Raw genomic sequence first — 9,030 nt, forward strand, 5'->3', positions numbered from 1 at the left:
AGCGATGGACCGTGCAAGCGAGAATTCACCAGCCCTCCCCGCCCGCATCCCGCATCCCGACCCTCCCGCACACGGGAGGGTAAATTCTGCTTGCCCTTCGCTGACACCACCGCTCCGAAAGCCTTGGCAAGATTTGACGATTAGGCTGACTCTGAGGAATTTTCCGAATTTCCTGGTTTTCGGTTCAGAGTTTTCATCTTTGGGGTCGATATCGCTAAGGAACGACCTGTTCCTTGGCCGAGCGTGCTCGGCGTCGACGGGAACAAAGGGTTAGCCCGGGGGGGTGATACCATTTCAGCGATGATTCGCTGGTGACCTGTAAAGCTTGTAGTCAGGTTGCTTGCGTTTCGCTTTCCAGGATCTTAATTGGTGAAGCCAATGCCTTCCGTTAGACAACTCTCCCCAATCTTCGTCACGTTTGTGTTGGGGACGCTGCTTGCGACCTACGCCGACGCTCAGACCACGACCTCGGGCCAACGTACATTTCGCAAAAACGAGCGAACCGCACGTGCCAATTGGCAGCCGGTGCGAAAGTCGAATCTGACTGACGCCGATGCGGGCTTCGTTGGCGAAAGCAAATCGGTTTCGCAAGCGACCGCTACAACGACTTCCAAGTCCGCTAGCAACTCGGTTGTTCGTCAGGCGAGTCATGTTCAGCAAACCGGTCACGGGGTTCCCGAACCATCTTATCCACCCCATTCGATCATCGAAGAACCGATCATTCACGGTCCGAGCGACGGCTATGTCGAACTGGAACCCTTTCACGGCCGCCCGGTGCCCTGCGATGCGATGCCAGGCGGTGTTGGATGTGGTTGCGGATCGATGAGCTGTGATGGCGGCTGCGATTCGATGGGCAGCTGCGGTTATGGCGGCGTGTGTGACGAACCGTGTGGTGCCAACGGATGGCGTCCTTGCGTGACGCTGTGTCTTCCGCAAGACGGTTGGGTGTCGTTCGAATATCTATCCTGGTGGCAAGACGGTATGAGCTTGCCGCCACTGGTAACGACAAGCACCGATGCCAACGTGGCTCAAGCAAATGCCGGTGTCCTTGGTCAATCGACCACGCGTATCCTGTTTGGCGGCGAAGAGGTTTTGACCGATCAATTTGATGGCGGCCGCCTTCGCATGGGGCTGTGGTTGGACCGAGGTCACACGTGGGCAATCGCAGGCGAATACTTCAAAATTGGTAGCGAAAGCGAATCGTTCTTCGCAAACAGCAATGGTGACCCTGTCTTGGCTCGCCCGTTTTTCAATGTGAATCCGGCGACCGGCAGTGCTCGTGAAGACTCGGAATTGGTCGCGTTTGGTGGTACTGGAAACGTTCGCGTTTCGGGTTCAGTAAGTGCGGTTGCGGAAAGCGAATTGCTCGGAGCCGGCTTCCACTTTCGCAACTTGCGAGCTTGCAACGAAGGCTGTAACACGTGGGGATTGTTCGGTTGCCCGCAACAATTCTGTTCACGCACCGAAGCCTTGATCGGATACCGCCACTTGCAACTGACCGAAGGGGTTGTCATCCAAGAACGCTTGACCGGGATCAACCCCGTCGGCAACTTTGATATCAGTGATCGTTTCCGCACTCGAAACCAATTCAACGGGATCGACCTCGGTTGGTTCTACACTCAGAACCGTGGCAATTGGACGCTCGACAGCACCATTCGCCTCGCCTTGGGAACGACTCACCAAACTGTATCCATCAATGGTCAAACCACAATTTCGGGTGACCCAACCGCAGCCGGCAGCCAGACTTACCAAGGCGGCTTGCTAGCTCAAGATTCGAACATTGGAACTTACAAACGCGATGAATTCGCAGTGGTCCCCGAGTTTGATATCAACCTCGGTTACCGACTGAACAAAAATTGGCGAGTGATGGTGGGCTACACCTTCCTGTATTGGTCCAACGTGGTTCGTCCGGGTGAGCATATTTCACGCGACCTGAACCCAAGCCAGTTGGCTCCGGCCGAAGACCCGCTAACGGGGGCCGCGCGACCTGGTTTCGCTTTCGACTCGGTTGATTACTGGGCTCAGGGAATCAACGCAGGCCTCGAATACCGTTGGTAGTGTTCTATCGTTCGCGGTCATGGCAGCTTCATTCGTCGTCGTGAGGTTCGATTTTGGCGGTAACAGTCAAGCGAACTGCGATGGCAAACCGATAACTTTGTACACATCGCGTCGTGCTGAATCAGCCATTGCGCGCCAGCAAAACAACCGTTCGATGCCCAGGCACCGTCGTAGCGACGTTCTAACGTCGAGATGATGCCCGCGGCGTTTCGCCTCCAACAGGACAACGATGATGGTCTTTGAACGACTTATCAACCGTCTCGGTCGCAAATCAAAAAACGTCAGCCGCAAGAAATCGAATCGCCGTTTGTTGATGGAACATCTGGCTCGTCGTGAATTGATGGCATCGGATTTAGGGGCGATCAGCGGGATTGCGTTTACCGACTCCGACGGCAATGGCCAACTGGATGTGGGCGAAGTACGACTCGAAGACGTTCAAGTCCAGCTATACCGCGACAGCGGTTCCGGAAACACCGGAACGTTGGTGACGACCGGGGCGAATGCCGACCCGTTGGTATTGACCGACATCACCGACAACTCGACGCCCGCCGGTGTCGGCGAACCGGTCAAGGTACCCGGGGAATATCGCTTCGAAGGCCTTTCGCCGGGCGATTATTTTATTGTCCAAAGTGCCGTGGCTGGCCAAACGGCGCCCGATCCGGTGCTGGTCACAATTAGCGACACCGATGACGACGGTATTCGCACCGAGTTGATTGACGACTTTGCGACCACCGCGGTCTCGGTACTTGCCAACGCAACGAATCCGACCAACACTGATTCGACCGATGCCACCGAAGCCATTGGCGGCAGCCGAGACATTCAAGCCGTCCGAACGAGCGGATCGGGCAACATTCTGGTCGAAGTCGACACCGGCCAGGACGCGTTGACGATCTCCTCAGGCGGTGGCGGTGTAGGCACCGCATTGGTGCAATACGACGGTATCGACAACGACATCGCATTGGATGCGGTTGGCTTGGGCGGCGTTTCGCTGTCGGGCGAGTTGCCTTTGGATCCTCTCGATCCCACGGGGACGCAGCGTGATTATCCAGGTGCCGGATTGTTCGTACGGACTCGCGCTGCCGATGCGGGGGAAGAACTGACGATTCGTGTCTACACCGATGCGACTAATTATTCGGAAACCGTGGTTCCAGTCCCCGTGGATGCCACCAGCTTTCTGGAAACCTTTGTTCGCTTTGATTCGTTCACCGTGGCAAGTGGAACGGGAGCCGATTTTCGCAACGTCGGTGCGATCGAAGCAATGAGCAACTTGACCGGTGACAACGACATTCGCGTCTCGATTGTCGAAGCACTGCGTCCCGACGCACAAGTGACCAACCTGGCGAACATTCAGCCGCTTGCACTCGCCGGAGAAATTTTCGTCGACAACGGAGTCGCTCCAGAACAGAACAACGGCGTCCGTGACGCGAGCGAGCCGTTGGTGACCGACCCCGTCACGGTCGAACTGTATCAGGAAGGCCAGACGCCAGGGACCGATACACCGGTCGCTACCGTCGTCACGTCAAGCGGTACCTATTCGTTCGACGATATCGTTCCCGGCAATTACTTTGTCGTGATTCCCCAAGCCATGTTTAATGCGGGCGGTCCCTTGGTCGGGTTCGCATCGAGTACCGGGAACGACCCCGCCGCCGACCCCGACGACGACGTCGATCAGGACGACAACGGAACCGGAGTTGATGGCGTTGGCATCGTGAGCGGTATCATAACGCTCGCCAGCGGAACCGAACCGACCAATGACGGTGACGATGCCAACACGAACTCGACTCTCGATTTTGGCGTCGTGCCTCAGATCGATCTCGTAATCGGTAAAACGCTCGAAGGGGCTCCTCCGTCGAATGTCACTGCAGGCAGCACGGCGGTCTTTGACATTGTCGTTACCAACAATGGACCGCTGACGGCGACCGATGTTCGCGTTCAAGACGTCATCCCAAATGGATTGACCTTTGTACGCACTCAGAACGGCCCAGCGGGAATGTCCCAAAATCTTAACGGTTCAAGTCTGGAAGTGATCTTGGGCACGATCCCTGCCAGCGGCCAGTTGTCGTTCCAAGTCGTGACCACGGTGGATGTGGACGGCTTGACCAACATCACCAATACCGCGACGGTCACCGGCGCCGAATTTGATTTCGACACGTCCAACAATAGCAGTGACGCTGATGTCATTGTCGACCCCGATTTCGATATCGTCGTCGACAAAACCGTTGACAACGCAAACGTCCAGCCCACCGACACGGTGACCTACACCGTGACCCTGACCAATGATGGACCGAGCTCGGCCGATGGCGTGGTGCTTAGCGATGTCGTTCCGACCGGATTGACATTTGTCAGCGGCACAATGAACGGCAACGCCGCAACGCTCAGCGGTTCCACCGTGACCTTCCCCGCGATCACAGTGGGCGCAGGTGCCGCCAATGCCGTGACCGCGACCTTGGTCTTCACCGTCGATGCGTTGACCACGGGCCAAATCACGAACACTGCAAGCGTGCCAGACATGTCGGCCGATGGTGAAAATGATGTCACCAACAACTCGGACGATGCCGTGATCACCGTGACTCCCGACTTTGACATCGTGGTCGACAAGACCGCCGACGTCACGACCGTGCAGCCAGGCGACACGGTTGTCTACACCGTCACACTTACCAACGATGGTCCAAGCACCGCTGACGACGTCGTTCTGACCGACGTGATTCCGAGTGGCTTGACGCTGGTTTCAGCAGTGATGAACGGAACCAATGGAACCGTAACAGGCAGCAACATCACATTCCCAGGCGTGTCAATCGCCAGCGGAGCGGCCAATGCGGTGACAGCAACGTTGACATTCACGGTTGATTCGGACGCCAGCGGTACGATCGACAACACCGCGAGTGTGCCGGACATGTCGGCTGATGGTGAAAACGACATCACCAACAACTCGGACGATGCATCGATCACCGTTATGCCGGTGTTCGATATCGTTGTGGACAAGACGGTTGACGATACCAATGCTCAACCCAACGACACGGTCACTTACACTGTGACGTTGACCAATAATGGTCCAAGCACAGCGGCAAACGTTGTTCTAAGCGATTCCGTTCCCGCGGGATTGACGTTCGTCAGCGGTACATTGAACGGTCAAGCTGGAACGCTTAACGGAAGCACCGTGTCGTTCCCTGCGGTTTCGATTGATAGTGGCACTGCGAACGCCGTCACCGCAACGTTAACCTTTACGGTCAACGCTGACGCGACGGGACAAATCGTCAACACTGCGAGTGTTCCCGATATGTCCGCCGATGGTGAGAGCGACGTCACCAACAACTCTGACGACGCCACGCTGACCATCGATCCCGACTTTGACGTCGTTGTCGACAAGACGGTTGATAACGCGACACCTCGGCCGACCGAAACGATCGTCTACACCGTGACGTTGACCAACGAGGGACCAAGTACGGCCACCAACGTCGTGCTAACCGATGTCGTACCGACGGGATTGACGTTTGTTAGCGGTACGCTTGATGGAGTCGCAGGAACGCTCTCCAACGGCATCGTGACATTCCCAGGCGTTTCCATCGATAGTGGAACCGCCAATGCTTTAACTGCCACGTTGACCTTTACAGTGAACGACGGAGCGACCGGCCAAATCAACAACACCGCTAGTGTTCCGGATATGGCTGCGGCGGGTGAAAACGACATCACCAACAACTCCGATTCAGCCGCGGTCACGATTCAACCCGATTTTGACATCATCGTCGACAAGACCGTGAACAACGCCACCCCGGCACCGGGCAGCACGGTGACTTACACCGTCACCGTGACCAACGAGGGACCAAGTCTCGCTAGTGACGTTGTGCTCAGCGACGCGGTCCCAACCGGATTGACCTTTGTTAGCGGTACGATGAATGGTCAAGCTGCGACCTTAAATGGTTCCAACATCACATTCCCCGCAGTGGACGTGCTCGCCGGAACCGGCAACGCGTTGACGGCGACATTGACGTTCACGGTCAATGGAACCGCCAGCGGCCAGATCGTGAATACCGCGCAAGTGCCTGATCTGTCAGCCGATGGTGAAAACGATGTTACCAACAATAGCGACGACGCTGTGATCACGGTCACTCCGGTCACCGACCTTGTCGTCACCAAAACGGTCGACCAGGCCAATGCCCAGATCGGCGATACGCTTCAGTACACAATCACGGTCACCAATAACGGCCCATCGCCTGCGGAGTCGGTTCAAGCGGTCGACACGCTGCCGTCAGGAGTCACATTCGTCAGCGGCACCGGGCCCAACAACACCGCATTGTCCGCCAGCAATGGTGTGGTGACCGTCGACGGTGGCACGCTTGCCTTGGGAGCAAGCTTCAGCTTCACGATCAACGCCACGGTGAACACAGGCGTCACGGCGGATCAGGTCAACACCGTCAGCGTCAGTACGTCAACGAGCGATTCGAACGCGGCCAATAACTCAGCGACTGCGACCACCGATGTCGATCCTGCGACCTCGCGAATCGATGGATTTGTGTTCGTCGACGCGAATAACAACAATGTCTTTGACGCGGGTGAAACGCCGGTCGAAGGAGTGCAGATCCAATTGACGGGAACCGATGCGTTCGGCAACGCCGTCAATTTGACGGACACCACTGACGCCAATGGACAGTACGCATTCGAGAATTTGTTGGCCGGATCAGCGTATCAACTGCAACGAGTCGATCGTCCGGCGAACTTGCGGGATGGTGGTGAGCAAGCAGGGAGCAACGCCACCTCGACGATCAATGACGTCGATAACGTCTTTACATCGCTTGGAATTGATGAGGCGACATCGGCCGAAGACTTTAACTTTGGCCTGTTGACCGCCGCACTCTCAAAGCGGGACTTCTTGGCATCGTCTTAATCAAGATCGCGTCACGCGAGTGGCTTGGCGAATTGTGCTTGAACCATCGGGAGCCGGTGTTTTCGGTTCAAGACGTTCGCCAGCAAAGTCATTGACTCGTCCGACGCAATCATGATCCAAGCGTTAAGAAGTTAAATGCTCGGCCTTCGGGGGGAGGCCGAGCATTTTTTTATGCAATCGCAGTGATGCTACAAAACGCTAGCACCTTAGCCCGCACTGGGTTGCCGGCTCGATAAACGCCAACTGCACGTTTCCGTACACGCGGATGTCCCATTCACCTGGGGGCAAACGTGTTACGTCAAAGGTATCTTCGGTCTCGGCGACCAGCACACTGCCCGGCGGCGCTTGCCGCAGGACTTGGTTGATCACGGAATTGAGCTGATCAAGTTCCTCTTCCCACATCACGTAGGGAGGCGACAAAAAGACGATCCAGGGGACGCCGATTTTGGGATCGTCCGGGTCATCCGGGGCCACCAGCAGCGTTTCGCTCCAGCGGAATGCGTCACCGACTAGGACCTTCAGCTTAGATTGGATATCGAGTGCCTTGGCGGTTTCGCGGATATGGCCGGCGGCGCGATTGGATTGCTCGATCGCCACTGCTTCGACTGCCCCGCGGCTGAGCGATTCAATCGCCAGCGCTCCGGTGCCAGCAAACAAATCAAATGCGATGGCCCCCCGAACGGCACGTCCGAGGATATTGAACAGGTTCTCGCGCACGCTGTCTTTCATTGGGCGAGTGAACGCTTCGCCGTGATAAAAGATGTGGCGTCCTCGCATATCGCCGCCAATGACACGCAACTTTGTCGCGTTGGCTTTGTTGCTTTTCAATTCCGAGCGTGATCGCCCCGAGGATCGTGGTTTCCCAGACCCACCGCGAGCCGGTTTGGAAGTGACGTTTTTCTTGCGTCGATTCGATTCATTGCGTTGTTTCATGGCGAAAGTATAGCGGTGTCACCCTGGATTACGGAAGTCGCATGAAACAGGCTCCGATTGACGTTTACGCTAACCACCCTGTTGCTCTAGACTGCGACAATTCAGGAAGGATGCCTGCAAATTCCCCGCCGAAGGAACGGCTATGTATCGTTGGTTGCTCTGTTTTCGCTACTTGCGGACTCGTTATATCGCTTTGGCGTCGATCATCAGCGTCACGCTCGGCGTCGCCACATTGATCGTGGTAAACAGCGTGATGGCGGGATTTTCAGCCGAAATGCACGATCGGCTGCACGGACTCGCGTCCGATATTCTGATCGAATGCCACACCAGCGGCGGAATGCCTGATCCTGAGGGCCATTTGCGCGAGATCGAAAAGGTTTGTGGCGACAAGATCGCCGGCGCCTCGGTCAGCGTGCATGTCCCCAGCATGTTGGGGATCGACTTTAACGGCCAACAAATTGCCCGCCACGTCAATCTGGTCGGACTCGATCCGGAAACGTACAACACCGTCAGCCAATTTGGGCAATTCCTGCTGCACCCGGATAACCAAACCGGTGTCAGTTTCGATCTGCGAGAAGACGGTTTCGCCCCCGAACGCGATGGTTTCCCCGCATCTGGATGGCGTTATCGCCGTGCTCGTGCCGCCTATGAAAAAGCACTGCAGTTTGAACGAGACCGCATTGATGCTTTGAAAGCAAAACAAGTTCAGCAGACGACGCCGCAGCTGGCCAGCGACGAACCATCGTCACGTCCCTCGTCCACGACATCGGCAACCGCCGCGCCAAGTCACGATGGCCCAACGATGTCCGCTGTCTTTTCGCCCGAACTGCTCGAAGACAGCGGTGGCGAAGCCCCCAAAGTATTTGACCCAGCCGAACAGCAGTATCCAGGCATCATCCTGGGGATTTCGACCTGCAGCAGCAAGATGCGCGATGCCGACGATGTCGTTCGCGATCACTATTACTGCCGTCCCGGTGACGATGTTCGCATGATGTTTCCCAACGCATCGGAAAACACCAAGGTCGTCAACCAAAAGTTCACCGTGGTCGATTTGTACGAATCGGGCATGAGCGAATACGACAGCACGTTTGCGTTCTGCCGACTCGATCAACTGCAATCCTTCCGCGGCATGATCGATCCGCAAACCGGCACTCGCA

Annotated in this window: 3 protein-coding genes and 1 pseudogene; 3 read left to right on the plus strand and 1 reads right to left on the minus strand. The window is 56.4% G+C overall.

Features of this window, described 5'->3' with window-relative positions:
- The first annotated feature begins 378 nt into the window (after nucleotides 1-378).
- Both RMSM_RS23175 and RMSM_RS23185 read left to right on the plus strand, forming a co-directional pair.
- Nucleotides 379-2,058 carry a BBP7 family outer membrane beta-barrel protein gene (locus RMSM_RS23175; RefSeq protein ID WP_081614292.1) on the plus strand — a complete coding sequence of 560 codons (1,680 nt, stop codon included), beginning with the start codon at nucleotides 379-381 and terminating at the stop codon, nucleotides 2,056-2,058.
- A gap of 229 nt (nucleotides 2,059-2,287) precedes the next feature.
- Nucleotides 2,288-6,940, plus strand: coding sequence for a beta strand repeat-containing protein (locus RMSM_RS23185; RefSeq protein ID WP_008702157.1), 4,653 nt, complete (start codon nucleotides 2,288-2,290; stop codon nucleotides 6,938-6,940).
- A gap of 198 nt (nucleotides 6,941-7,138) precedes the next feature.
- Here the strand turns inward: RMSM_RS23185 and RMSM_RS23190 are convergent, their stop codons facing one another.
- On the minus strand, nucleotides 7,139-7,873 hold the full coding sequence (locus RMSM_RS23190; protein ID WP_040769131.1) for an RsmD family RNA methyltransferase: 735 nt from the start codon (nucleotides 7,871-7,873) through the stop codon (nucleotides 7,139-7,141).
- Nucleotides 7,874-8,015: 142 nt separating this feature from the next.
- Between RMSM_RS23190 and RMSM_RS23195 the strand changes: the two are divergent.
- A pseudogene (locus RMSM_RS23195) lies at nucleotides 8,016-9,030 on the plus strand (ABC transporter permease); the annotation flags it as partial.

This window comes from Rhodopirellula maiorica SM1 (genome assembly GCF_000346295.1).
Taxonomy (GTDB): Bacteria; Planctomycetota; Planctomycetia; order Pirellulales; family Pirellulaceae; genus Novipirellula; species Novipirellula maiorica.